Raw genomic sequence first — 24,028 nt, 5'->3', positions numbered from 1 at the left:
GGCTGAAAACTACCTCTTTAATTAGAAGTAAAATGCATGCAAAGGAGATAGGCCAATGAATTTCTGGGAAGTTGTTTTGATAGTAGTGAATTTTAGTCTATTGAGTTGGATACTGTTAATAGGCAGAGAAACGAAAAAGTGGTCTAAATTAGCTACTTTGATTGCCGTTGTAATGGTTACAGTTCAGTTATTGGCAGAAGGTTTTAGGTGGCAGATGATTCCGGCATATGTATCCCCAGTTATCTTAATTTTATGCTATTTATTAACTGGGCAGAAAAAGGGCTTTAGAAGTTCGGGTATATTCATAGTTAAGACTTCGTTACTATGTATCTATTTGTTTGTAGCAGTTGCGCTACCCTTACTTATGCCAGTATTTTCATTTGAAGAACCAACTGGTCCACATAAGATCGGTACGAAGCTATATCATTGGGTTGATCATCAGAGAAATGAACCATATTCGAAAAATCCAAATAATCGGCGCGAACTGATGGTGCAAATTTGGTATCCTGCAGCTGAAAAAAGTAAGGGGGATCCAGAACCTTATATTCGTAACATAAATGAGCTCTCCAAGGGATTGGAAAAAACATTGTCTATTCCTGCATTTGCATTCAGCCACATGGAATTGGTAAAGTCTCATTCGTTTATGGATTTACAACTCTCAGACTCAGAGAATCACTATCCCATATTACTCTTCTCTCATGGTTTTAGTGGTTTTCGTAATCAAAACACGTTTCAAGTTGAGGAGTTGGCTAGTCAAGGATATATTGTTCTAAGTATCGATCATACCTTTGATGCTGCAGCTACCGTCTTTCCAGGTGGTCGAACTGCTTACGTACAGCCCATCAATTTAACTGATGAAGGAGATAGTCACATAAAATTATGGGAGGAAGATGTCAGCTTTGTCCTTAATCAGATAGAGAAACTTAACGAAAACGATGAGACCGGTTTCTTTACAGGAAGACTGGATACCTCGCGAATTGGAATGTTTGGCCACTCTTACGGTGGAGCTACCGCAGCACAAATACTTGCAAAAGATTCTCGTGTCAAAGCAGCTATCAATATGGATGGTACATTGTATGGTGAAATCTTGCCTGAAAGTGGCATTGGAAAACCATTTCTGCTCATGAATGCAGAAGAGCCTGATGAAGCAGATCCCTTTGAAGTGAGGGAGCGATACGGACGCGGGTTAGCTGGCGGTGGTATGTCAATGGTCATTCCTCATACGGATCATACAAGCTTTACCGATTTACATTTGTTCTCACCTCTGTTGCAGAGCCCAGGTGAAAATCCAAAGGAAGTTCATCGTATTATTAACGAATTCAGTCTGGCATTTTTTGACCAGTATGTAAAACAGAAGGATGACGGCTCAACCCTTAAAAGGCTGATAACCCAATACCCGGAAGTGAATTTTAAAATAAACCGATAACTTTATGTAGAAAGTAACTCGTACCATTTCCTTTGGCTCTTGTATTTATTACATTAAAGAATTTAATTTCTTCATCGTTATCTAAATAATGAAATACTAAAAATGAAATATTCAAAGTACTATCAGTTTCAGGAATATAATTCTTTTTGAAAAGCTACATTCAGCAGCTGGACACTTTATTTGAGATTGTTTATTATAATATCAAATGATATATTTATCTATCAAAAATGACGACTTTATACAGAAAAAGGGAGAGATTGACGATGAAGAAAGACTTGTCAGCATTGAAGGAAGCGAGATTTAATGCAATTCTTGATTCAGCTACTATATTGCTTGTTGAAAATCCTACTGCTTCGATGAATGAAATTGCGGAATATGCGGGAATTGGAATTGCTACACTCCATCGCTACGTCGAAAGCAGGGAGAAATTGATGCTGTTCTTGGGCCATCGGGCTATACAACTGGTAAGTGATACTGTAAACCAGATTCCACTGGATGAGGAAAGAAGCGAAAACTATATCCCGGAACTCATTGAAGCGTTAATCCCTTTAGGTGACAAAATCTATTTTCTAGGTCATGATGCATCTGTATTTAACAACAAAGAATTAGGTGAAGCAGAAGAGAAGCTGAGGGAACCCTTAAGACGCGTTATTGAATTGCTACAACAAAGAGGTTACTTTCAGCAAACAGTTAGCAGTGAATGGATTTTGAATACGCTTTATGCTCTGCTTTTCCATACCTGGGAACAGGTACATGAAGGAAATGTGGCTAAAAAATCTGCTGCAGAGCTTGTTTTAAATACATTTTATTATGGTTTCAAAGCTAAGGATGAATTGAGAGGGAAGTGAACTGATTCAAATCCATGATAATTAATATTAATAATATAGAAAGTGAAAAGGAGCAATAGGATAATGAATAAAATCTCTATTGTAAAGGCTGTTCATCAATCCATGGTCGGCGCCCAGCTAAATGTAATGGCATTGGAATACATGGCGTTTCCACTTGCAGGATCTGAGGAGAAGAACACAGTCGATTGGACATTTTGTAAGCTATGGCGGCAGGAGAACAACCGTTTTAGTCATCAATACGCCTATGAAGCTCAAATGGACGGGAAAACTTTAGGGATGATTACTTGCTATCCCATACCCGTTTTAAATCGTCTTGCCTGGCCCACTTTTAAACAGCTGCTTTCGTTCCGAAAGCTGGGTTTTGTTGTTTATAACATACTGAATATTAAAATGCTTTATTCCATGTTTACCTTGAAGGAGGGAGAAGATGACGAGTTTCACATCGGAACAATTGCCTTACTGCCCGAAAGTCGAGGACTAGGGATAGGTACCAGATTAATTGAGTTTGCTGAGGAACAAGCTTCGCTGCAAGGCTTTGCCAAATGCTCTCTGACGGTAAAGAAAGAGAACCAACTTGCCATTAAATTGTATCAGAGGATAGGCTACCAGATTACAGGTGAAATCAATAAACCAAAGTTATCGTTGTACAGAATGGTCAAAAACGTAGAACCTTACAACCATTTATAAAAAATTTGTACAGTATTAGAGGGTACCAGCACATGCCCATAAGCTTAAGGATTCAAAATTACCCCAAAGTAAAAAATGTACATTTTTTACAAGTTAACACAAAATTTTAGCTTGATAGTGATGGGATGAGGCTTCTATATAAAAAAACACAGTTTACACTCAAACTGTGTTTTTTCGACGTATAATGCTTTATCAACATCTCTTTTTATTCTTTAAAATCTGCAACAGAACCAGGCCTCTCCTCAAAGTATAAATTCCAAGGGAGGAACCGTTTTTTTATTTACTTATATACGTATAGCTGTACCACTGACAGCAACCATTAACATTCCATCACGTACAACTTCGTAATCTACGTCAATACCAACGATAGCGTTCGCACCTTTTTGTTTTGCAAGTTCTTTCATTTCGTCCATTGCAATATCACGAGCGTCTTTTAGCTTACTTTCATAAGCACCAGCACGGCCACCGACAACATCACGAACTGAAGCGAATAAATCGCGGACAATGTTTGCACCCATAATAGCTTCACCATTTACAATATCAATATACTCAATAATTTCTTTACCTTGAATTCCAGAAGTTGTTGTTACAATCATGACCGACACTCTCCTAATAAGTTGTAGTTTTGATAAGATTTCTTATGCCTTAGAAAAAGTGGTTCTGGTGCCAAAAATACTCGATAGAAACATAGAGTATTTTTGCATCAAAACCTGCAATTGTTTAACATATGTATCGCTATGACATATGCAATTGAATGAAAGTGATGCAATTGTTTAACATATGTATCGCCATAACATATGCAATGGATCTCTTAGAAATAAGATAAGCTACAGTAAGTATCACCGAGCCAGGTAAATAAATAGCAATATCCGAAAGCTGATTCGTATGAAGAACTGTAAAAATTATAATCGAGATGATAGATGCAATAGCAGTACCAATATAATGTGAAAAACGATTTAATATTATATGACGAAACACAATTTCTTCAAGCAATGGCCCTAGAATACCAAATACTAGCAATGTAAAAATAAGAGGTATCCCCGTACCTGTTTCAAGGAGCTGTTCTTGGTTCTCTGGCTGGGCAGTTGCTAGAAAACGCATAACAGATTGTTCTACAATTACCGTAAATAAAACCACCAGAGGAACACTTACTATTTTCAAAATTGTTTTCTCTTTAAAATAAGTAAAACTTTCAATAATTTCTTTCCTAAAGAAAATTATTCCTACAATAGCAGGTACAGTCAAACCGATGGCACTAAGAGCAAATTCTGATTCAACTAAATTGCTGTTAGTTAAAAGTGATAGGCCAAATAATATGAACAAGCCAATTTGAAGTAGTGCAAACATTGTATAAACTATTAGCATAATAATTTCTTTTTTATTCATTTTTATAAAGTTCACTTTATTGCCCCCGTAATTAAATTACCTATAATCTTTGATTTTTCTTTCTGCATAACGTTCTCCTTCTAAATATATTTATATTAAAAACCGGACGGTTCGGTCTGAATCGAAATCTAATGATACTACAAGTTTCTAGTTTTTTAAACCCTTTTAACGAAATCAAAATGGTAAAAAGCAAATATATTTATATCTCAGTTGCTTTGTTACAATTTAATTCCAATAATCATTAATGATTAATCTTTTATAGAATGAAGTGAGAGTGGGGTGGTTCAAACACTTTAGCTAAACATATTAATAAAAATTATATATAATAATCATAGTCTATACGTTAAAATTAACTATATATTTTTACACCTTCTACAATTGTAGGTGAAATTAGTTGTATAACAGGACTGAATTAAATAATTGGACATGTTAATTTTGACAGAAAATTTATTTGAATGATATAGATAATACAATTTGATTACCTCTTTTCAAACTGTATTGTTTGAGGTTCACATAATATAGGGATGGATAATATATTTTTGTTCCAAACTTATTTATACTTACAAAAAAATTCAAGAAAATAGATGGTAAATATCACCTGGAATATTAAGCTCGTTTTTATTAGGAGGATTACAAAGTATGACTAAAGTTGATAAGATTAAAGAAAAAATTATTGAAACATCTTTATATTTATTTAATACTAATGGGATAACTCGCACATCCATACAGGATATAATGACAGCTACTGAACTACCTAAAGGATCTATTTATCGTAGATTCAAAAGTAAAGAAGAAATTGTCCTTGCTGCCTATGACAAAAGTGGTGAGATTATGTGGAGTCATTTTCATAAAGCAATGGAAAATAAAAAGACAGCAATCGATAAAATCCTTGCAATTTTCCTTGTATATCAAGATGCAGCTAATAATCCTCCTATTGCTGGAGGCTGTCCATTACTTAATAGCGCAATTGAAAGTACTGGAGTATTTCCAGAATTACAAAAAGCAGCAGCAAAAGGTTATGATGATACAGTAATGTTAATGGCTTCTCTCATAAAAGAAGGAATAGAGAAACAAGAACTTAAAGAAGATATAGATATTATATCGCTCGCTTCTTTTCTTGCATCTTCAATGGAGGGAGCTATTATGGCAAGTCGCGTATCTAACGATAATATACACCATCATTATTTTATTGAACAAATAAAACATCATCTTTTCACTTATTCTAAATAAGTGAGAACTTGCAGTGTTTCCATCCGATTTTTATAAACTTAAATTGAATACATACCCCTTATGAACAGTATCTTTTGTTTATGAGGGGTATTTGAATAGCTTTTTAGACGATATTCATGTTTCTTATTGAACGGCTTTGTTATCGTTACTACAGAAAAAGCAATAAAGAATTACATATAAACCGATTTATATGTTGTAAGTGTTTCTATATTCAGTTTGTAAATCTACACAATAAGGTTTCATTGTATATAATAAGTGGAATAGAAGTTCAGTTAGATAAAATTCGGTAGTCGAATTTTTTTGCATAAAGCTGTATAATGCTTGTAACGAAAGGGAAATACAGGAAGGGATTTGTAATGAGTTACTATGGAAAAAGATAAACAACAATTAAGCGTTGAAGTTGCAAGATTATATTATCAATCAGATTATAGTCAGCAAGAAATTGCTAACAAATTAAATATTTCAAGACCGACGATTTCTAGATTGTTAAAGTACGCGAAAGAAAAAGGGTTTGTTCAAATTAGCATCGCCGATCCATTTGCGGATTTAGATAACGTTGGGAATTTACTGAAAGAAAAGTACAACTTGTTAGAGGCACATGTTGTATTTTCTCCAGTACCGGAATATGCAACGATTACAGAGTATATAAGTAAATATGCTGCTGAGTATATGGAAAAGACGGTTAAAAACGGTGATATTGTTGGTGTAAGCTGGGGAATGACGATGTATGAAATCGCTAGAAAAATCGTACCGCAACATGTAAAAGGGGTAGAGGTTGTCCAGCTAAAAGGTGGCATTAGTCATTCGAGTGTAAATACATATGCGAATGAGACGATAGCTTTATTTGCAGATGCTTTTCAAACGACGCCAAGAAACCTACCTCTTCCAGTTATATTTGATAATGCAGTGACAAAAGAATTAGTAGAGCAGGATCGACATATTCATCACATTATCGAAATGGGGAAACAAGCGAATATTGCAGTTTTCACTGTAGGAACAGTGCGAGACGAAGCGCTATTATTCCGATTAGGTTATTTCGATAAGGATGAAACAAGTTTACTCAAAAAACAATCGGTCGGTGACATTTGTTCACGTTTCTTTGATGGAGACGGAAATATTAGTAGCGAAGAGATTAATCAGCGTACAATTGGAATTGAGTTAGAGGAACTGAAATTAAAGAAACGCTCTATTTTAGTTGCAGGTGGTAATAGAAAAATAAAAGCAATTGATGGTGCGTTACGTGGCGGGTATGCAAATGTATTAATTATCGATCAGCATACAGCAAAAGAATTGTTACATTATGAAAAAGGTTAGAAATAAAAGGCGTTCTCAAGATGTTAATTTTGAGAACGCCTTTTATTTTGTTATGTATGAATGATAGGAGTCTTTTTTGAACACAAATTGCCTTTTTAAAAATAATTATGGATATGGAGATACATACTACCATTGTTAACATAGAAAATTTGATTATATAGGAAGTGTTCTTTGTTAGAATGCGCTTTATTTACTGCAAGAAAATTCCTTTTAAAAAAGAATGAACAAAATTTCAAAAGTGTATTTACATTTGTTCAACTAAGAGTTAGAATGAAGTTGTTAAAAGATATGAGGAGTGAAGATAATGAACATTGCAAAGTTAATTGACCATACAATTTTAAAAGCTAATACTACTAAAGAAGATGTTATGAAAGTAATCGAAGAAGCAAAGGAATATAAATTCGCTTCGGTTTGTATTAACCCAACATGGGTAAAATTAGCGGCTGATGAACTAGCTGGACATGATGTAGACGTTTGTACTGTAATCGGTTTCCCATTAGGAGCAAGCACTACTGAAACAAAAGCATTTGAAACAAAAGATGCTATCGCAAAAGGTGCAACTGAAGTTGATATGGTAATCAACGTAGGCGCTTTAAAAGATGGCGATAACGAACTTGTTGAAAAAGACATTTATGAAGTAGTACAAGCAGCAAAAGGAAAAGCTCTTGTAAAAGTAATCATTGAAACTTGCCTATTAACAGATGAAGAGAAAGTACGTGCTTGTGAATTATCAGTAAAAGCTGGTGCTGATTTCGTAAAAACTTCAACTGGATTCTCAACTGGCGGAGCAACTGCTGAAGATATCGCATTAATGCGTAAAACAGTAGGACCAAACGTTGGTGTAAAAGCATCTGGCGGTGTTCGTACACGTGAAGATGCAGACAAAATGGTAGCTGCTGGAGCTTCTCGCGTTGGAGCAAGTGCTAGTGTTGCAATCGTATTAAATGATGCAAAAGGTGCTACAGATAACTACTAATCGATAAAAGCTTAAAGCAATAGATATACGTTTAAAGTATATCTATTGCTTTAATAATTGAAAAAAATGTAAGCGGATACGAATGGGAGGAAACGGCTTATGAAATACTTAATCGGTGTTTTTGGCCTCGTATTGATTTTAGGTATCGCTTGGCTTGCTAGTAATGATAGAAAGAAAGTCAAATATCGTCCAATCATAACGATGGTTATATTACAATTCATTTTGGGGTTTCTATTATTAAATACAAGTGTAGGGAATATATTAATTAGCGGAATAGCAGATGGTTTTGGAGAGCTATTAAAATATGCCGCTGACGGTGTGAATTTCGTATTTGGTGGATTAGTAAATCAAAAAGAGTTTTCGTTCTTTTTAAGTGTATTAATGCCAATCGTATTTATATCAGCCTTAATAGGTATTTTGCAACATATTAAAGTATTACCTATTATTGTGAAATCTATCGGTCTAGCATTAAGTAAAGTAAATGGAATGGGGAAACTAGAATCATATAACGCTGTTGCATCTGCGATTTTAGGACAATCTGAAGTATTTATTTCAGTTAAGAAACAACTAGGGTTATTGCCAGAGAAAAGAATGTATACATTATGTGCATCAGCAATGTCTACAGTTTCTATGTCTATTGTTGGATCATATATGGTGTTATTAAAACCACAGTATGTTGTAACCGCTTTAGTACTTAACTTATTCGGTGGCTTCATCATTGCTTCTATCATTAACCCATATGAAGTTACTGAGGAAGAAGATATGTTAGAAGTACAAGAAGAAGAGAAGAAGACTTTCTTTGAAGTATTAGGGGAATACATTATTGATGGATTTAAAGTTGCGATTACAGTAGCAGCTATGTTAATTGGTTTCGTAGCTCTTATCGCATTCATTAATGCAGTATTTAAAGGTGTAATCGGTATTTCATTCCAAGAAATTCTTGGTTATGCATTTGCACCATTTGCATTTATTATGGGTGTTCCATGGCATGAAGCAGTTAATGCCGGAAATATTATGGCAACAAAATTAGTATCAAATGAATTTGTCGCAATGACAGATTTAGCACAAGGAAACTTTAATTTCTCAGATAGAACGACAGCGATTATATCTGTATTCTTAGTTTCATTTGCAAACTTCTCTTCAATTGGGATTATTGCAGGGGCAGTTAAGAGCTTAAATGAAAAGCAAGGGAATGTAGTCGCAAGATTTGGTTTGAAATTACTATTCGGTGCAACGTTAGTAAGTTTCTTATCAGCAACAATCGTTGGCTTATTATTTTAATAGATTCATATAATATAAAAAGGAATGGTGATTGTAATGAGAATGGTAGATATTATCGCAAAAAAACGTGACGGCAAAGAATTAACGACTGAAGAAATCAAATTCTTTATTAATGGATATACAGACGGAAGTATTCCTGATTATCAAGTGAGTGCACTTGCAATGGCAATCTTCTTTAAAGATATGACAGATCGCGAACGTGCAGATTTAACGATGGCGATGGTTGAGTCTGGAGAAACGATCGACTTATCAGCAATTGAAGGAATTAAAGTAGACAAACATTCAACTGGCGGTGTTGGTGATACAACAACTTTAGTATTAGGACCATTAGTTGCTGCTTTAGACGTACCAGTAGCAAAAATGTCTGGTCGTGGTTTAGGACATACTGGCGGAACAATTGATAAATTAGAGGCGGTAGAAGGATTCCACGTTGAAATTACGAAAGAGCAGTTCATCGATATTGTAAACCGTGACAAAGTAGCTGTTATTGGACAAACAGGAAACTTAACGCCTGCAGATAAAAAGATTTATGCATTACGTGACGTAACAGGAACTGTTAACTCAATTCCTTTAATCGCAAGTTCAATTATGAGTAAAAAAATTGCAGCTGGTGCTGACGCAATCGTACTTGATGTAAAAACAGGTGCTGGTGCATTTATGAAAACAGAAGAAGATGCAAAAGAATTAGCACATGCAATGGTACGTATCGGAAATAACGTAGGACGTCAAACAATGGCAGTTATTTCAGATATGTCACAACCTCTTGGATTTGCGATTGGTAATGCTCTAGAAGTGAAAGAAGCGATTGATACGTTAAAAGGTGAAGGTCCAGAAGATTTAACAGAATTAGTACTTGTATTAGGAAGTCAAATGGTCGTACTTGCGAAAAAAGCAAATACGTTAGAAGAAGCTCGTGAAATGCTAATTGAAGTGATGAAAAACGGAAAAGCAACTGCGAAATTTAAAGAGTTCTTAAGCAATCAAGGCGGAGATAGCTCAATTGTAGACAATCCAGAAAAAATGCCACAAGCGAAGTATGTAATTGATGTACCTGCAAAAACTTCAGGTGTTATTTCTAACATTGTTGCAGATGAGATTGGTATTGCAGCTATGTTACTTGGTGCAGGTCGTGCAACGAAGGAAGATGAAATCGATTTAGCAGTAGGATTAATGTTACGTAAAAAAGTTGGCGATGCAGTAAAAGAAGGCGAGCCGTTCGTAACAATCTACGCAAATCGTGAAAATGTAGAAGATGTAAAAGCAAAAATTTATGAGAACATCTCTATCGCTGAAACAGCAGTGGCTCCTAAATTAGTTCATACAGTTATTACTGACTAATCATCATTTCATTTACTTTGAGGGGGAAATAATATGGATAAGAAAAAATATATTGAAGAAGCAAACAAGATGTTATCGAAAGCGTATATTCCGTATTCTAAATTTCCTGTTGGCGCAGCGTTAGTTACGAAAGAAGGGAAAATCTATACTGGTTGTAATATAGAAAATGCTTCTTACGGTTTATGTAACTGTGCAGAAAGAACAGCAATATTTAAAGCGGTATCAGAAGGGGAGCGTGATTTTAGTTACTTAGTTATTACAGGAGAAACTGATGGACCGATTTCACCATGTGGTGCGTGTAGACAAGTAATTGCTGAATTCTGTGATCCGAAAATGACTGTATTACTAACGAATGTAAAAGGTGATGAAAAAGAAGTGACTGTTGAGCAATTACTTCCAGGTGCTTTCACAATTGACGATTTAAAATAAGTTAAAAAGCCATTTTGCAATTATTAATTGCAGAATGGCTTTTTTGTTCATATTCCGTTCATAAACTTTGCGTAAAATGATTGCAGCGAATATGGAAAGTTTACAGCAGGAGGAATATAATGAAGAAATTCTATAATGCGGCATGTAGTTACTTATGGTTTATGATTTTGCTAAAAAAGTCATTTAAATAGATAGGAGTGGAAAGTATGATAGCACTTTTATCAAGTGTCGTAGCAGTTTGTATGGCTGTTGGGGTAATGTTTCTACGTTTTAAAGCAGCGAAAAAGCCGGTAACGAAAAAGAAAATTATATTGCCGCCAATTTTTATGAGTACAGGCGCGATGATGTACTTTTTACCAGAGTTTCGATTAACATCGTTAGAAATAGTCGAGGCAATTAGTATAGGGCTTATTTTCTCTATTTTTCTTATTAAAACAACTAAGTTCGAAATAAAAGGCGAACATATATTTATGAAACCGTCAAAAGCATTCATATTCATTTTAGTAGGCTTATTAGCTGTACGCGTGGCATTAAAGTCATATTTAAGCCAATCAATTGATTTGGCAGAGTTAAGCGGCATGTTTTTCTTACTAGCATTTGCGATGATTGTGTCGTGGAGAATTGCGATGTATCGCTCGTTTACTAAATTAGAAAAGACAATAAACAGAGCTGGAATTTCTATATAGGAAATCCAGCTCTGTTTATGTTTTATTGAAATTCTTTAGCGCGGAACTCATTTGCTTAATTTTAAACGTATTTGAGCATCTTGTAATGCAACTGGTGTAACGTTAAGACCATTCGAATCAACAATTTTTGTATTTAATAAAATGGAATCTAAGCTTCCACGAAATGTTTGTGTATAGTTTTGACGCAACATTTGTTGTTCTTGTTTTTCATCAACTGTTAATCCAGTTGCTTTTTCTTTTTTTGACAATTCGTTAATACGGAATAAAATGTTTTTCATTTGATTCACCTCTAGTTAGAATTAATCACATTAGTTACTTACTAATGTATAGTTATTGTAACCTATCTTTCATTAAGTGTCAACGTCTATAAAAATTTCTTTTTTGTAAGGGTATGGAGTGAAAAAGGATGTGAATAACTTAATGATACTTGAAATAGAAAAGATGTTAATATACAATACCGTAGTAGGGTATGAAATTTGTTGTTTTACATTATGAAAGAAATGAGCACAAAGGAGTATGTAATAATGAATGCAGTAATTTCAAAGAAAGAAACAATCATCTCATATACGATTGCTATTTTATTTATTTTAGCCATGGTAAAAGCGGGTGTGTTATTAAATGATCCGGAAGTTATTCTACCGGAAATAGCAGCGATGGCAATTGCTTTATGGGCGTATCGTGAGCCAGGATGGTTAAGGCAACCAGAAAAAATCTTCATTGCACCTTCAATAACAGCTGTGATTGGTTTTATGGTGAATCAAATGGATATTGCTTATTTAGGGAAAGTAAGTTTAACGCTTGTATTCATGATGCTTTTTTTACGTGTAATTCAATCCAATTTAGCACCATCTATTGCGACAGGTTTATTACCATTAGTAACAAATGCGACGGAATGGTCATTTGTTATCGCGGTATTCGCTTTAACATTTATTTTAATGGTTGGTGTTCTTATATTTAAATTGAATAACGGTATTAAGCGAAAAGTGCAAATACAGTATAAATATATGACTGTATTTCTCATACTAAATTTCGTATGGATTAGTTTATGTTGGATAACTGGTTATGAACAATTAGCAGTTATTCCACCAATATTAGTTGTTGTATATGAATCACTTCAAAAGCCGATGTACAATGAAAAAATGGCTTTTAAACAAATAGTAGTATTAACTGCATCTGCAACTGTTGGAATGGTATTGTACTTTGCAATTGATTCATGGATTGTAGTCACTTTATTAAATATGATATTAATGCTTATTTTATTAAAAATTGTTGGTGTACGTATTCCGGCAGCGTATGCATTTCCATTATTGCCGCTCGTATTTCCAGATGGAATGATAAAGATGTTACCAGTAGCTTCATTTGTTGCGGGAGTATTTTTATTTGGTGCAGTACTACTGTATAAAAAGTGGGAGATGAAGCAAAAGGGCATGGCAATGTAGATAGAGTAAAGATAGCTTTTAATTAGTAAAATAAATAGACACCTGTGAGTGTCTATTTATTTTATGAAAAATTTAGTTTAATTCATTTAAGTAATGAACAAGTTCCGATGCTTTAGAGAAAAATGGAGAATGATCAGCTTCTAAAGTAATAATTTTCTTGCAAGGTGTTTCTGTATTCATTCGGCGCTGAAAATCAATTGGAATCGCTCTATCTAGAGTCGTTTCAATATAAATGCGATCTATGGCTCCAAAGTTTTCTTCAGATATTTTCAGCTCTTGTTGGAAGGGTCCTAGTGGTTGAGGACGCATTTGATTAAAAGATGCTTCTTTAATAGAACCGTCTTCTGTAGCATTTAAAAATGTTTGTTCAATTAGATTAGGTATAAGTTCAGCAGTCAAGTCATTTTCATTTATAGTGAATTGCGGGCCATCTTCTCCGTCTAATTTACTACCAAGACTTTCTCCATTTCGTGGTAAGAAAGCACAAAGATATACTAATTTATCGATTTTATTTGGTATAAGTTCAGCAGTTTGAGTGATAACGATTCCACCCATACTATGTCCAACAAGAATAACCTTTTCATTTTGTTGATTTATATTAGCTGTTACTGCATCAACATAGGAATCTAACGTTATATTTTGTGAAGGAGTTGTATCTTTCCCACTTCCAGGTAAGTCTAGTGTAATAACAGTGTGACCTAAAGCCTCTAGTTGAGGTTTTACTAATTCCCATGCCCATTCACCTTGCCATGCTCCATGTACTAAAATGTAAGTACTCATTTAATCAACACTCCTCTAGGGTATATAAGTTTCATCTATTTGTAATATTGATGATGTATACTCAGTGTAAATGAAGTGGTTTCATAAATATAATGAAGGTTATTTATAGATGATATAAATATATTTTATATAAGGAGAACAGAATGAATGTTTTTGATTTTAAAGTCTTTACATATGTGGCTCGTTTAAATAGTATTAGTCTGGCAGCAAAGGAATTACATATGACACAGCCAGCAATAACCCATATTATTAACAAATTAGAGAAACGATATGCTATAACGTTATTTGATCGCTCTAGACAAGGAACGATTCTAACTGAAAATGGCAAAGAATTTTTAGTTGGTGTGAATCGACTTCTAATGGAGTATGAAAAACTTGAGGAAACAGCTTTCCAGTTGAAGAATAAAAGCTTGTATAAAATTGTACTAGCTACGTATCCTTCCGTTACTGTATATTGTTTGGCGGAGTGTATTCAACTAGGGAATATTGATCATAGTCAATATGTACTTGCAGTTCGAGAAGGAAGCTATCAAGAAGTGTTAGATTGGCTATCATCAGGTAGTGCAGATTTTTCTATTTCTATAAAAGAAAATTTAATACAAGGATTTCATTATGATGTCATTGGTGAAGATCCGTATGTTATGGTTTCTTCAAAAAAAGTTCCGCCTAACCTTACTATTAATGATATAAAAAATTATCCTTTTATTATGCCACTTTCTGGTTGCAAAGAAGTGCTCGAACCGTATTTGATGAAAAATGAAATAACAGTTAATAAAGTGATGGAGTCAGAATCAATTAGTTCAGCATTAGCACTTACTATACAAGTTAATGGCATAACAATCGTTCCGTTATCAGGACTACATAAGCAAATTATTCATGACTTCATTGTACAGCCGATAGAAATTACAATTCCACGACAACTTATTATGCAATGGTCACCTAAAAAAGAGAATGACCCGCTGTTTCTCGCGTTTGTTAAGAATTTATTAGCTCAACTACAGCAAAAGAAAAAATGAATATAATATTACAAAAGATAAGCTCATTTCACTAGAGCTTATCTTTTGTATGTATTACCAATAAAGAGCAGTATCATAAAATCCGATTAAAATAAGGAGAAAACCAGCTATACGCTGAATGCTATTTCCTATTTTCCTGCTCTTCTTTAGTAATGCCCCGTTTAATCCCAGATAGGAGATGAAGGACATTAATACGACGATAGGAAGAGCAGTTCCTATCGAAAAGAACGTTGGAAACAAGTACCCGTAATTAAATGATAAAGATAAAGGGATTAACGTTCCAAAAAATAGAACGAACATAGTCGGACAAAAAGCTAAGGAAAAGAAGAATCCGAGTAAAAATGAACCAACTTCATTTTGATTTCGTATAAATTTAATCGAGAAGAAATATCTTCTTTTTATAATACCTGACAACAGTAGCCCCATTAAAATTAATAGGGGTCCCATCATTTTTCGTAACCATGGAAAATACAAAGTCAATATTTGCTGAATCTCTTTTCCTAAAAACCATACTAATAGTCCAAGCGTCGTAAAAGCCATTATTTTTCCTAAAATGAATAAAAGTATATGTTTCCATACATGTCCCTTTTGTAAAGATTGGTTGCTATAAAGTGTAATAGCACTAATGTTTCCTGTTAATTGGCAAGGAGCAAGGGTACCTACTATGCCTAATAAAAACGAAAATAAAAGAGGTACAGATTTCGTAGCATTCGCGGCATCCATTAAAGGAGACATGAGTTGATAGCTCCATTCACTTATTGTTGAAAACACGTTATATTCACCCTTCTACTTAAATTGGAATGTTCCTTCATTAGCAATCTGCTTCCACGTATTACCCTCATCTGTAGAGAGGAATACATTTGATTTCATTGTAGCAAATACGATTTCGGCTGAATTTTGAGGGTTTTGTGAAATATACATAATTGCATCTTTAGAATCTAAAGGTGGAATTTGTATGTTTGTTTCTTCATTTGTAGCAATTGATTTCTTCGTTACGATTTGCTTATTAATAGGGGCGTAAATAACATCTTCATTACTTAATGTAATTGCGGTCGATTCAAGTAATTTAGCGAATAGTTCAAATGTATTTCCGTAATCTGTAGATAAGTAAACACCGTCTTTAGCACTTACCGCGACTACACTAGATTGATTCGGATGTACTGAAAAGGAATGAATCGTACTTGAAAGACCTTTTAACTTACTATTTTTCCATTCTTGTCCGTTGTTCGTACTGAAATAAAAACCTTGTTGTAATTCAGAATTAGGGCGTTCGTTGTATAAATAAATTGCTTCCGTATTATATCCGACAGCAAGGTTATGAAAATCGGATTCTCCATAAAACGCTAGCTTTTCAAGGGTATTACCGCCATCAGAACTTTTCAATAATCCTAAAGGATTTTTTAAATTTGCACCTGGTTCAGGATGACCGCTGGCAAAGAACCCGTTCTTCGTTGCCTGAAAGCCCATATAATCATGTAGTCCAGTTTTAGTTTCAAGCCATTTTCCATTTTGATAAACTTTTATCCCGCTATGAGTGGCGATAGAAACCCCAGACATATTTCCTGCATAGCCAATTCCGTGAATGTGCTCGATTTTTCCAGATGTAATTTCTTTATAGAAGTTTTGCGGACTCGTATTTGCTGTTTCTATATTTTTTGGCTGAGATTGCACCGTTTCTTTTTTCACTGGTGCTGTTTCGACGTTGCTAGAACATCCTGAAATTATTAATAAAGAAGTAATTGCTAACCCTGTTGCTACATAATGTTTCAAAGTTATGGCCCCTTTCCTATATATGAGATTTTAAGTATATGGAATAAATATCAAGAAATTGTGGAGTGGTATGCATAATTTAGCGTGGAAGGGGCCCGAGTAATGAAAATTCTCCTTTCGCTATGAGTATAATTAATTGACGAAAAATTATAACAATAATAGAATGAATTGTATTGATGATTAGTTTCACAAGCATACATAGAACACTAGGGGGATTATTATGAAATCAACATTTTTTGCTCAAAATAGAGAAAGACTAACGAAAACATTACCTGATGAATCCGTTACGATTTTATTTGCGGGACAAGCACCGCATATGTCAGCTGATGCACATTATAAATTTGTACCGAATCGTAATTTTTACTACTTAACGGGAATCGATGAACCAAATGTTATTTTTATGCTGAAAAAGTTTGGGAATAGTGTAGAAGAGACACTTTTCATTGAAAAATCAGATCCAGTAATGGAAAAATGGGTTGGGAAGACAGTTTCTAGCGAAGAAGCAGAGGGAATTTCAGGTATAAAGAAAGTTTTATATTTAGATAGCTTTGAAAAAGCAGTATCAAATATACTCTTTACAGAAAATGCGAAGCATCTATATTTAGATATAGAACGTCGCGAGTGGAATGGTACGGAGACAAAAACATTAGCATTTGCTAAACATGTAAGAGAAAAATATCCACACGTAACAATTGGTAATGTATATCCGAACATTTGTGAATTACGAGTTTTTAAAACCGAGGAAGAAATTGAAATTATTAAAGAAGCGATTGCTATAACGAAAGACGGTATTTACAACGTACTTAAGCATGCAAAAGCAGACATGATGGAGTATGAATTAGAAGCTCAATTTGATTTTACACTGAAATCATCTGGCATTAAGCATCATGCGTTCAATACAATTTTGGCAAGTGGTAAAAATGCTACAGTTCTTCATTATGAAGATAATGATGCACAAATTCAAAATGGTGATTTAGTATTGCTAGATTTAGGTGCTCAAAAAGACTACTATAACGCTGATATTAGTTATACATTCCCGGCAAATGGAATATTCTCTAGTCGTCAAAAACAAATTTATAATATTGTATTAAAAGCATTAAAAGAAACAACAGAGATTATTAAGCCGGGATTAAAGTTCGCTGCATTAAATGAGCATACAAAAAAGGTACTGGCAGAAGAGTGTAAAGCAATTGGTTTAATTCAAGAAGATGAAGAGTTATCAAAATACTATTATCATGGTGTCAGCCATTTCCTTGGTTTAGATACACATGATGTAGGAACATATAAAGATAGAATGTTAGAAGAAGGTATGGTTATAACAATTGAACCTGGTCTTTATATTGAAGAAGAGTCAATTGGAATTCGTATTGAAGATGACATTCTTGTAACGAAAGACGGGTATGAAAACTTGTCAAAAGATATCATTAGAGAAGTTGAAGAAATTGAAGAATTTATGAGTGTAAATAATGAACATGTAAAAGGAAACCAAGCTGTAGTTAAATAATAAAAGAGTCATCACTAATTTATTTGAACTTTATCTCGAATCGTGGACAATTAAAAAATCCATGATTCGGGATAGGGTTCTTTTCTTCGAAATACTAATCTTTAATTATTAATCCTAATAAAGTAGCAAACTGAACAGCTTGATATGTTGATACTTTACATCCTCTTAAATCGTTCACTGAAACTGTAAGTGTATCAAAGGTAGAAGAACTAATATCTATCCCCTTCAGTGATGTCTGATCAAAATTAGCTTCATCAAGACTACATAATTGGAATTCAACTTTTTTAAGTTTACAGTCAAAAAAATCTGCATTATTTAATGAAGTTTCATTAAATATAATTTTTTCTAGTTTAGAATTTCCAAATGCCGCTAAATTCAAAATTGAATTCTCAAATTTAACATTTCCTAAGCTAGATTCTGCAAAATTAACCCCGATTAATTTACTGTTTTTAAATTCGACTCTATGAACAGAAGAATTGCTTAAATTAACATTTGATAAATCGCAGTTTTCAAAACAAACATCTGTAATATCAAGATTGCTAAAGTCTGTATTAGTGAATTTACAATTCTTTATCACTGCATCATACAATCGCACTCTATCTACAGATTCATTTTCGAAAGTGGAGTCTATAATTTCACACACTTCTAATGTTGGATCTTCTTCGTAAAAAATATCTTGAAAATTCTTTGAAGATAACTCTGGTGAAATTTTTGGTCTATCAATTTTCATCGTATATCAATCCTCTTCTATTTGATATATTTGTGTAATTTGAGTCTATTGTCTTCTTGTAAGGAACATTAGTTCTTATTATACAAAAATGTAAGTTCTTTTGTGAAGAGCATTTTAGCTACATTTTTCTTATTTAATAATACCAGTGTTATTGTTTCTTAAGAAATAACGTCAAAACAAATACGAGAACGGCTAATATAGTCGCTACAAGGAAAGCATTTTGTATTTCTAAAATATTCGCCTCTTGTAATGTCTCCGCTTTTAGTAATCTTCCAATTAGCTTACGTAAGATCTAATTACATCTCCTTATTTTCTTGAAAATCAACTTCTATAATGATTTTGAAAAAGAAAAAGGGGGGATTTTCCATGAAGAGATTTGTATTAGCAGCCGTTACAGTCTCTGTAATATTTTTAATTGCTGCCTGTTCTGTGACGACAAATACAACAAATGATCATAAAAATATGAATGATAAAAAAACACTACAGACTGAAACAGCTACAACACCATTGAAGGTTGAAAAAGGACCAGAAGTTACTTTAATAGCGAAAGAAGAAAAGCAAAAATTAAGTAACGGTGTTATTGTTCCAGTCTGGACATTTAATGGCTCATCTCCTGGTTCAGAAATTCGGGTGAAAAAAGGTGAAAAGGTGAAAGTGACATTAAAAAATGAATTATCTGCACCAGTATCTATTCATTGGCATGGATATCCTGTCCCAAATAACATGGATGGAATTCCAGGTGTGACACAAGATGCAGTTGAACCAGGAAAAAGTTTCACTTACGAATTTGAAGCAAACGTACCAGGAACGTACTGGTATCACTCGCATCAAGATTCTGTAAATCAATTAGATAGAGGTTTGTATGGAGCGCTCATTGTAGAAGATACAAAGGAAAAATATGATAAAGATTACACATTAATGTTGGATGAATGGGTTACAGATAAAGAAGAAATTAATAAGCAGTTAAAAGAAATGACAAAAGGGCAAATAGGTAATAAATCTAAAGGTAATGAAAATGGGGAAAAGAATGATGATAAGAACGGCATGGATCATTCTGATATGAACATGGGCAGTGATAAAAAAGGCTCTAGTAATATGGAAGGAATGGACCATGGAAATATGAAGATGGAAGGTCATGATATGAGTATGTACGATTTATTCACAATCAATGGAAAAAGCGGTGATTTAGTAGCGCCATTAAAAGTGAATAAGGGAGATAACGTTCGTCTTAGACTCGTCAATGCTGGTTATCTATCACATGATATACATGTTCATGGCCATGATATAAAAGTAATTGCGACAGATGGTCAACCAATAAACGATCCAAAAGTTATAAAGGATAAAGTAATTTCAATCGCACCGGGTGAACGTTATGATATTGAATTTACTGCTAATAATCCTGGGAAATGGTATGTTGAAGACCATTCAAAAAATAAAGGTGCAAAAGGAATGAAAGCTGTTATTGAGTATGATGGCAGCAAAGAGATGAAAGATAAAGCAGACGAAAAAGAAAAATTACCGAAAGTAGATATAATGAAATATGGTACTAAAAAATTAGGTAGTTTCACATTAAATCAAGAGTATACTGCCACATATAATATGGACTTAAATACGCAAATGAATGGAAATGAAATGGTATATACAATTAACGGAAAGGTATTTCCGGATATTGACCCAATTCAAGTGAAAAAGGGTGATTTAGTAAAAGTGAAGTTGGTAAATCGTTCTAAAATGGATGATCACCCAATGCATTTACACGGACACTTTTTCCAGGTGTTGAGTAAAGATGGAAAACCGATAGAAGGTTCTCCAATTGTAAAAGATACATTGAACTTAAAACCGGGTGAAGAATATGAAGTAGCCTTTGTAGCAGACAATCCGGGTAAGTGGATGTTCCATTGTCACGATTTACACCATGCTTCAGCAGGGATGGTAACGGAAGTGAACTATACAGATTATAAATCTGACTATGTTCCAAACCAAAACATTCCTAATAAGCCAGAATAATAGGAAGCAGTTATCCTTTGGATAGCTGCTTATTCATTTTTGTTGCAAGTACTAATGTATGTGTTGATCATGCCCGGATGAAGGTGAGGGAGTATGATCTGGGAATTTCGCGAATACGGCAACGATAATTACTACACTAATTGAAAGTAATAACAAAAAACGCTGTTGGATAAAAGTAGAAAAGTTCTCCGATAACAATTGAATCACACAGGACATAGTAATCGTTATAGTAAGTAAAAGGCTAATGAACAATATATTATGAGCTTGTTGAGCGTTTAACATTTCTGTAATCATTGCTCCCATCATACTTGCCATTAATCCAGAGAACATTCCTTCTAAAGCAGTATATAGGTGAAAACGTAGACCGATTAAGAAACCGATAAAACCACTAATTAAAATAGCAAGCAAAGTAGAATATAGTAATTCCCCCTTAAATAGAATGCCTAAGTAAAAACCAATACTTAAACCGATACTCATACTAAAAGACATAATAAATACCATATACTCCATTAGGGTACCCTTACGTTTAGAAATATAGGATGTAATAAGAATCGAGGTACAGCAAAGTGTTAAGGTAGTTAACGTATAAGCAAACATTATGATACCTCCTTGTCCTATCGTTCATTTCATCATATGTTTATATGGAGGGTACTTATGCTTATTAATATCTGCATATTATCTGCACAATTTCATAGATGTAAGCAAAGGAACGCTTGATTTTTTAGGGCGTCTTTTTTAATTATAAGCATGTGAAAGAAATTGTTATATTATGAGTTTCTATTGTGAAGCCATAAAGAATAAGCGTATAATATTATAGGTCTCCCATTTGCGAGACAAACCGCGAATGATAAATAAGATTGTTGTTTTATCATCGCTTCTAAACATATAGACAATGAAAGTAACACTGGAATACAGATAGGGAGTTATAAAATGAAATTAATTATTGCCGAGAAACCAGATCAAGGGTTGGCTCTTGTTTCACAGTTTAAATATCGCCGGAAAGATGGATATTTAGAGGTAGAAGCGAATGAGTTATTTCCAAATGGAGCGTACTGTACATGGGCAATTGGTCATTTGACGCAGTTATGTAATCCAGAGCATTATCACGCAGAGTGGAAAAAATGGTCACTTAATACATTACCGATGATTCCAGAACGTTTTCAATTTGAAGTAACAAAGTCAAAGTATAAGCAATTTAACGTTGTGAAACAGCTGTTACATAATCCACAGGTAACAGAAATCATTCACGCAGGAGATGCTGGGCGTGAAGGGGAACTGATCGTACGAAATATTATTAATCTTTGTAACGTGCAAAAGCCGATGAAACGTCTATGGATTTCATCTTTAACGAAGCAAGCTATTTACCAAGGATTTAAAAATCTACTTGATGAATCAGATACAATTAATACGTATTACGAAGCATACACAAGATCTTGCGCTGACTGGGTTGTTGGTATGAATGCATCACGTGTCTTTAGTATTTTGTTAAAGAAAAAAGGAATGAATGATGTATTTTCTGCTGGTCGTGTCCAAACACCAACGTTAGCATTGATTGTAAAGCGAGAGAAAGAAATTGAAAACTTTAAGTCAGAGCCTTTCTGGGAAGTGTTTGCAACCTTTAATATAGAAGGAAAGAAATATGATGGAAAATGGGAAAAGGATAATGAATCCCGCTTAAAAGATCCTGATATGGCGAATAAAATTGCGGCATTTTGCCAAGGGAAACCGGCTGTTGTGAAGGAAATGAAAACGGAGCGTAAAGAGTTTCAGCCGCCGCTTTTATTTAACTTATCATCACTGCAAGCAACGGCAAATAAAGCCTTTAAGTTTTCACCGAAAAAGACGCTTGATATAACGCAAGCACTATATCAAAAAGGGATTGTTTCTTATCCACGTTCAGATTCTAACTATGTTACACAAGGAGAAGCAGCGACGTTCCCTGATATTTTACAGAAGTTAAGTCAGTTTGATGAATATAAAGGCTTATTACCGGCTCCGGTTGAATCCATTATGAATAACAAGCGTTATGTAAATGAAAAGAAAGTAACAGATCACTACGCAATTATTCCGACAGAGCAAGTTACAAACCCAAGCAGACTATCAGGTGATGAAAAGAAAATATACGATATGATCGTAAGAAGGCTTATTGCAGCTCATTATGAAGTTGCAATCTTTGACTATACAACGATTGTAACGCTTGTAGATGAACGTGCTGAATTCATTTCAAAAGGAAAACAGCAAATTCAAGAAGGTTGGCGTAAAGTTATTTTCCAAGACGATAAAGATGACGAAACCATTCTTCCAATTGTAGCTGAAGGCGAAGAGGGAAAAGTTGTAAAGGTGAAAGTGAAAGAAGGAAAAACACAGCCACCGAAGCGCTATACAGAAGGACAACTTATTACGTTAATGAAAACAGCTGGTAAGTATTTAGAGAATGAAGAGCTGGAGAAAGTATTAAAGAAAACAGAAGGTTTAGGTACGGAAGCGACTCGCGCAGGTATTATTACGATGCTGAAAGACCGTAAGTATATAGATGTAAAGAAAAACCAAGTGTATGCGACTGATAAAGGAAAAGTATTAATTACCGCAATTGGTGATAAAATACTAGCTTCACCAGAAATGACTGCGAAATGGGAACAACGTCTTGCGGAAATTGGTGAAGGTACAGCTTCACCAGCTACATTTATGGAACAGACGAAAAAGCTATCAGCTAAAATTATTGAAGATGCAGTGGAAATGTCTGAGAAGTGGGATTTCACGGGACTACATGTTGAATCGATTGAACGAAAAGGATCGAAATTTACAACGGGTAAAAAGGTTGGTAGCTGTAAAAAATGTGATGGCGATGTAATTGATAAGTCAACGTTTTACGGTTGTTCTAACTATAATACAACGCAATGTGATTTCACCATTTCAAAGAAGATATTAAGTAAAACAATTTCGCAAAAGAATATGACAAAGCTCTTAAAAGGTGAAAAGACTGATTTAATTAAAGGCTTTAAAAAGGGCGAGAAAACGTTTGATGCGAAATTAGAGTGGAAAGATAATAAGATTAACTTTGTATTTGAGAATTAATTTGTTAAAAGAGCATGACATAAAACTGTCATGCTCTTTTGTTTTTTCTTTTATTTAAAATTTAACGATAAAAAAAATCCTTTAAATAATAATTTTTTATTGTAAA

General features: G+C 34.0%; 23 protein-coding genes. 15 read left to right on the top strand and 8 right to left on the bottom strand.

Annotated elements, in window-relative coordinates:
- Window positions 1-55: 55 nt before the first annotated feature.
- The 3 genes from MRP26_RS02625 (at window position 56) to MRP26_RS02615 (ending at window position 2,961) form a co-directional block, all read left to right on the top strand.
- Window positions 56-1,426 carry an alpha/beta hydrolase family protein gene (locus tag MRP26_RS02625; protein ID WP_242805946.1) on the top strand — a complete coding sequence of 457 codons (1,371 nt, stop codon included), beginning with the start codon at window positions 56-58 and terminating at the stop codon, window positions 1,424-1,426.
- A 263-nt stretch (window positions 1,427-1,689) separates the two neighbouring features.
- Window positions 1,690-2,274: a TetR/AcrR family transcriptional regulator gene (locus MRP26_RS02620; RefSeq protein ID WP_000710981.1), complete on the top strand. Its 585-nt coding sequence runs from the start codon at window positions 1,690-1,692 to the stop codon at window positions 2,272-2,274.
- 63 nt (window positions 2,275-2,337) lie between these two features.
- The gene (locus tag MRP26_RS02615) at window positions 2,338-2,961 is read left to right on the top strand and encodes a GNAT family N-acetyltransferase (RefSeq protein WP_001033856.1); all 624 of its coding nucleotides are present in this window, start codon (window positions 2,338-2,340) and stop codon (window positions 2,959-2,961) included.
- A gap of 284 nt (window positions 2,962-3,245) precedes the next feature.
- On the opposite strand, the gene MRP26_RS02610 is transcribed toward MRP26_RS02615, so the two are convergent.
- Window positions 3,246-3,557 (bottom strand): heavy metal-binding domain-containing protein, encoded by a 312-nt coding sequence (locus MRP26_RS02610; RefSeq protein WP_078401672.1) that lies wholly within the window; start codon window positions 3,555-3,557, stop codon window positions 3,246-3,248.
- A 139-nt stretch (window positions 3,558-3,696) separates the two neighbouring features.
- Window positions 3,697-4,362, bottom strand: coding sequence for a CPBP family intramembrane glutamic endopeptidase (locus tag MRP26_RS02605; RefSeq protein WP_016082056.1), 666 nt, complete (start codon window positions 4,360-4,362; stop codon window positions 3,697-3,699).
- Between the two features lie 624 nt (window positions 4,363-4,986).
- Here MRP26_RS02605 and MRP26_RS02600 point away from each other — a divergent pair.
- The 7 genes from MRP26_RS02600 to MRP26_RS02570 all read left to right on the top strand — a co-directional run bounded on the left by MRP26_RS02600 (window position 4,987) and on the right by MRP26_RS02570 (window position 11,601).
- Entirely contained in the window at window positions 4,987-5,577 is a 591-nt protein-coding gene (locus tag MRP26_RS02600) for a TetR/AcrR family transcriptional regulator (protein ID WP_025687223.1), read from the top strand.
- 366 nt (window positions 5,578-5,943) lie between these two features.
- Window positions 5,944-6,891 (top strand): sugar-binding transcriptional regulator, encoded by a 948-nt coding sequence (locus MRP26_RS02595; RefSeq protein ID WP_016082054.1) that lies wholly within the window; start codon window positions 5,944-5,946, stop codon window positions 6,889-6,891.
- A gap of 304 nt (window positions 6,892-7,195) precedes the next feature.
- Window positions 7,196-7,867: a deoxyribose-phosphate aldolase gene (gene deoC, locus MRP26_RS02590; RefSeq protein WP_001017441.1), complete on the top strand. Its 672-nt coding sequence runs from the start codon at window positions 7,196-7,198 to the stop codon at window positions 7,865-7,867.
- A gap of 99 nt (window positions 7,868-7,966) precedes the next feature.
- Complete coding sequence (locus MRP26_RS02585; protein ID WP_016082053.1) at window positions 7,967-9,148, top strand: NupC/NupG family nucleoside CNT transporter; 1,182 nt, start codon at window positions 7,967-7,969, stop codon at window positions 9,146-9,148.
- Between the two features lie 36 nt (window positions 9,149-9,184).
- Entirely contained in the window at window positions 9,185-10,486 is a 1,302-nt protein-coding gene (locus MRP26_RS02580; protein ID WP_002093946.1) for a pyrimidine-nucleoside phosphorylase, read from the top strand.
- A gap of 33 nt (window positions 10,487-10,519) precedes the next feature.
- Window positions 10,520-10,915, top strand: coding sequence for a cytidine deaminase (locus MRP26_RS02575; protein ID WP_069355408.1), 396 nt, complete (start codon window positions 10,520-10,522; stop codon window positions 10,913-10,915).
- Window positions 10,916-11,121: 206 nt separating this feature from the next.
- A complete protein-coding gene (locus tag MRP26_RS02570) occupies window positions 11,122-11,601 on the top strand; it encodes a CcdC family protein (protein ID WP_000561074.1) in 480 nt (159 codons plus the stop codon).
- A gap of 47 nt (window positions 11,602-11,648) precedes the next feature.
- Here the strand turns inward: MRP26_RS02570 and MRP26_RS02565 are convergent, their stop codons facing one another.
- Complete coding sequence (locus MRP26_RS02565; protein WP_197241807.1) at window positions 11,649-11,879, bottom strand: DUF896 domain-containing protein; 231 nt, start codon at window positions 11,877-11,879, stop codon at window positions 11,649-11,651.
- Between the two features lie 246 nt (window positions 11,880-12,125).
- On the opposite strand from MRP26_RS02565, the gene MRP26_RS02560 reads away from it, so the two are divergent.
- On the top strand, window positions 12,126-13,040 hold the full coding sequence (locus MRP26_RS02560; protein WP_197241805.1) for a hypothetical protein: 915 nt from the start codon (window positions 12,126-12,128) through the stop codon (window positions 13,038-13,040).
- A 72-nt stretch (window positions 13,041-13,112) separates the two neighbouring features.
- On the opposite strand, the gene MRP26_RS02555 is transcribed toward MRP26_RS02560, so the two are convergent.
- Window positions 13,113-13,820, bottom strand: coding sequence for an alpha/beta fold hydrolase (locus MRP26_RS02555; RefSeq protein ID WP_000109165.1), 708 nt, complete (start codon window positions 13,818-13,820; stop codon window positions 13,113-13,115).
- A gap of 143 nt (window positions 13,821-13,963) precedes the next feature.
- Between MRP26_RS02555 and MRP26_RS02550 the strand changes: the two genes are divergently transcribed.
- Entirely contained in the window at window positions 13,964-14,836 is an 873-nt protein-coding gene (locus tag MRP26_RS02550; RefSeq protein WP_001100328.1) for a LysR family transcriptional regulator, read from the top strand.
- 54 nt (window positions 14,837-14,890) lie between these two features.
- Here the strand turns inward: MRP26_RS02550 and MRP26_RS02545 are convergent, their stop codons facing one another.
- Together MRP26_RS02545 and MRP26_RS02540 are read right to left on the bottom strand one after the other, a co-directional pair.
- Complete coding sequence (locus tag MRP26_RS02545) at window positions 14,891-15,607, bottom strand: urease accessory protein UreH domain-containing protein (RefSeq protein ID WP_219993459.1); 717 nt, start codon at window positions 15,605-15,607, stop codon at window positions 14,891-14,893.
- Between the two features lie 15 nt (window positions 15,608-15,622).
- The gene (locus MRP26_RS02540; protein ID WP_197241804.1) at window positions 15,623-16,606 is read right to left on the bottom strand and encodes a F510_1955 family glycosylhydrolase; all 984 of its coding nucleotides are present in this window, start codon (window positions 16,604-16,606) and stop codon (window positions 15,623-15,625) included.
- A gap of 220 nt (window positions 16,607-16,826) precedes the next feature.
- On the opposite strand from MRP26_RS02540, the gene MRP26_RS02535 reads away from it, so the two are divergent.
- The gene (locus MRP26_RS02535) at window positions 16,827-18,110 is read left to right on the top strand and encodes an aminopeptidase P family protein (protein ID WP_000842977.1); all 1,284 of its coding nucleotides are present in this window, start codon (window positions 16,827-16,829) and stop codon (window positions 18,108-18,110) included.
- A gap of 94 nt (window positions 18,111-18,204) precedes the next feature.
- On the opposite strand, the gene MRP26_RS02530 is transcribed toward MRP26_RS02535, so the two are convergent.
- On the bottom strand, window positions 18,205-18,840 hold the full coding sequence (locus tag MRP26_RS02530; RefSeq protein WP_197241803.1) for a pentapeptide repeat-containing protein: 636 nt from the start codon (window positions 18,838-18,840) through the stop codon (window positions 18,205-18,207).
- A gap of 366 nt (window positions 18,841-19,206) precedes the next feature.
- On the opposite strand from MRP26_RS02530, the gene MRP26_RS02525 reads away from it, so the two are divergent.
- Window positions 19,207-20,847, top strand: a complete 1,641-nt coding sequence (locus tag MRP26_RS02525) for a multicopper oxidase family protein (RefSeq protein WP_097853467.1) — start codon at window positions 19,207-19,209, stop codon at window positions 20,845-20,847.
- 51 nt (window positions 20,848-20,898) lie between these two features.
- Here MRP26_RS02525 and MRP26_RS02520 read toward each other — a convergent pair whose 3' ends face one another.
- Complete coding sequence (locus tag MRP26_RS02520; RefSeq protein WP_242805944.1) at window positions 20,899-21,444, bottom strand: hypothetical protein; 546 nt, start codon at window positions 21,442-21,444, stop codon at window positions 20,899-20,901.
- A 333-nt stretch (window positions 21,445-21,777) separates the two neighbouring features.
- On the opposite strand from MRP26_RS02520, the gene topB reads away from it, so the two are divergent.
- Window positions 21,778-23,922, top strand: a complete 2,145-nt coding sequence (topB, locus tag MRP26_RS02515) for a DNA topoisomerase III (protein WP_000766771.1) — start codon at window positions 21,778-21,780, stop codon at window positions 23,920-23,922.
- Window positions 23,923-24,028: the final 106 nt, after the last annotated feature.

The sequence above is a fragment of the Bacillus sp. CCB-MMP212 genome, assembly GCF_022748145.1.
Taxonomy (GTDB): Bacteria; Bacillota; Bacilli; order Bacillales; family Bacillaceae_G; genus Bacillus_A; species Bacillus_A cereus.
The sequence above is the reverse complement of the archived record's forward strand: the minus strand, read 5'-3'. Positions and strand labels throughout refer to the sequence as shown.

What these genes read in the sequence shown, in the direction of transcription:
- MRP26_RS02625 (WP_242805946.1), top strand. Translation starts at nt 56, where the DNA reads ATGAATTTCTGGGAAGTTGTTTTGATAGTAGTGAATTTTAGTCTATTG.
- MRP26_RS02620 (WP_000710981.1), top strand. Translation starts at nt 1,690, where the DNA reads ATGAAGAAAGACTTGTCAGCATTGAAGGAAGCGAGATTTAATGCAATT.
- MRP26_RS02615 (WP_001033856.1), top strand. Translation starts at nt 2,338, where the DNA reads ATGAATAAAATCTCTATTGTAAAGGCTGTTCATCAATCCATGGTCGGC.
- MRP26_RS02610 (WP_078401672.1), bottom strand. Translation starts at nt 3,557, where the DNA reads ATGATTGTAACAACAACTTCTGGAATTCAAGGTAAAGAAATTATTGAG.
- MRP26_RS02600 (WP_025687223.1), top strand. Translation starts at nt 4,987, where the DNA reads ATGACTAAAGTTGATAAGATTAAAGAAAAAATTATTGAAACATCTTTA.
- MRP26_RS02595 (WP_016082054.1), top strand. Translation starts at nt 5,944, where the DNA reads ATGGAAAAAGATAAACAACAATTAAGCGTTGAAGTTGCAAGATTATAT.
- deoC (WP_001017441.1), top strand. Translation starts at nt 7,196, where the DNA reads ATGAACATTGCAAAGTTAATTGACCATACAATTTTAAAAGCTAATACT.
- MRP26_RS02585 (WP_016082053.1), top strand. Translation starts at nt 7,967, where the DNA reads ATGAAATACTTAATCGGTGTTTTTGGCCTCGTATTGATTTTAGGTATC.
- MRP26_RS02580 (WP_002093946.1), top strand. Translation starts at nt 9,185, where the DNA reads ATGAGAATGGTAGATATTATCGCAAAAAAACGTGACGGCAAAGAATTA.
- MRP26_RS02575 (WP_069355408.1), top strand. Translation starts at nt 10,520, where the DNA reads ATGGATAAGAAAAAATATATTGAAGAAGCAAACAAGATGTTATCGAAA.
- MRP26_RS02570 (WP_000561074.1), top strand. Translation starts at nt 11,122, where the DNA reads ATGATAGCACTTTTATCAAGTGTCGTAGCAGTTTGTATGGCTGTTGGG.
- MRP26_RS02565 (WP_197241807.1), bottom strand. Translation starts at nt 11,879, where the DNA reads ATGAAAAACATTTTATTCCGTATTAACGAATTGTCAAAAAAAGAAAAA.
- MRP26_RS02560 (WP_197241805.1), top strand. Translation starts at nt 12,126, where the DNA reads ATGAATGCAGTAATTTCAAAGAAAGAAACAATCATCTCATATACGATT.
- MRP26_RS02555 (WP_000109165.1), bottom strand. Translation starts at nt 13,820, where the DNA reads ATGAGTACTTACATTTTAGTACATGGAGCATGGCAAGGTGAATGGGCA.
- MRP26_RS02550 (WP_001100328.1), top strand. Translation starts at nt 13,964, where the DNA reads ATGAATGTTTTTGATTTTAAAGTCTTTACATATGTGGCTCGTTTAAAT.
- MRP26_RS02535 (WP_000842977.1), top strand. Translation starts at nt 16,827, where the DNA reads ATGAAATCAACATTTTTTGCTCAAAATAGAGAAAGACTAACGAAAACA.
- MRP26_RS02530 (WP_197241803.1), bottom strand. Translation starts at nt 18,840, where the DNA reads ATGAAAATTGATAGACCAAAAATTTCACCAGAGTTATCTTCAAAGAAT.
- MRP26_RS02525 (WP_097853467.1), top strand. Translation starts at nt 19,207, where the DNA reads ATGAAGAGATTTGTATTAGCAGCCGTTACAGTCTCTGTAATATTTTTA.
- MRP26_RS02520 (WP_242805944.1), bottom strand. Translation starts at nt 21,444, where the DNA reads ATGTTTGCTTATACGTTAACTACCTTAACACTTTGCTGTACCTCGATT.
- topB (WP_000766771.1), top strand. Translation starts at nt 21,778, where the DNA reads ATGAAATTAATTATTGCCGAGAAACCAGATCAAGGGTTGGCTCTTGTT.